This window comes from Streptomyces sp. NPDC051320 (assembly GCF_040682175.1).
Taxonomy (GTDB): Bacteria; Actinomycetota; Actinomycetes; order Streptomycetales; family Streptomycetaceae; genus Streptomyces.
In genome coordinates, this window is the sequence record NZ_JBFBAL010000047.1 from 1,386 (window position 1) to 2,581 (window position 1,196).

The 1,196-nt window shown below is 56.0% G+C and carries 1 rRNA gene (only partly in view); it reads left to right on the plus strand.

From position 1 onward, the window contains the following. A 23S ribosomal RNA gene (locus AB0M87_RS33275) occupies positions 1-1,175 on the plus strand (its annotated part extends 1,385 nt beyond the left edge of the window); the annotation flags it as partial. Between the last annotated feature and the right edge of the window lie 21 nt (positions 1,176-1,196).

Consider the following 1,196-nt stretch of genomic DNA (forward strand, 5'->3'; position numbering starts at 1 on the left):
GTGAGCTGGGGGTGGCCGCAGAGACCAGCGAGAAGCGACTGTTTACTAAAAACACAGGTCCGTGCGAAGCCGTAAGGCGATGTATACGGACTGACGCCTGCCCGGTGCTGGAACGTTAAGGGGACCGGTTAGTGCACTTTCGGGTGTGCGAAGCTGAGAACTTAAGCGCCAGTAAACGGCGGTGGTAACTATAACCATCCTAAGGTAGCGAAATTCCTTGTCGGGTAAGTTCCGACCTGCACGAATGGCGTAACGACTTCTCGACTGTCTCAACCATAGGCCCGGTGAAATTGCACTACGAGTAAAGATGCTCGTTTCGCGCAGAAGGACGGAAAGACCCCGGGACCTTTACTACAGTTTGATATTGGTGTTCGGTTCGGCTTGTGTAGGATAGGTGGGAGACTGTGAAGCGGCCACGCCAGTGGTTGTGGAGTCGTCGTTGAAATACCACTCTGGTCGTGCTGGATGTCTAACCTCGGTCCGTGATCCGGATCAGGGACAGTGTCTGATGGGTAGTTTAACTGGGGCGGTTGCCTCCTAAAGAGTAACGGAGGCGCCCAAAGGTTCCCTCAGCCTGGTTGGCAATCAGGTGTTGAGTGTAAGTGCACAAGGGAGCTTGACTGTGAGACCGACGGGTCGAGCAGGGACGAAAGTCGGGACTAGTGATCCGGCGGTGGCTTGTGGAAGCGCCGTCGCTCAACGGATAAAAGGTACCCCGGGGATAACAGGCTGATCTTCCCCAAGAGTCCATATCGACGGGATGGTTTGGCACCTCGATGTCGGCTCGTCGCATCCTGGGGCTGGAGTCGGTCCCAAGGGTTGGGCTGTTCGCCCATTAAAGCGGTACGCGAGCTGGGTTTAGAACGTCGTGAGACAGTTCGGTCCCTATCCTCTGCGCGCGTAGGAATATTGAGAAGGGCTGTCCCTAGTACGAGAGGACCGGGACGGACGAACCTCTGGTGTGCCAGTTGTTCTGCCAAGAGCATGGCTGGTTGGCTACGTTCGGAAAGGATAACCGCTGAAAGCATCTAAGCGGGAAGCCTGCTTCGAGATGAGTATTCCCACCCCCTTTGAGGGGTTAAGGCTCCCAGTAGACGACTGGGTTGATAGGCCAGATGTGGAAGCCCGGTAACGGGTGGAGCTGACTGGTACTAATAGGCCGAGGGCTTGTCCTCAGTTGCTCGCGTCCACTGTGT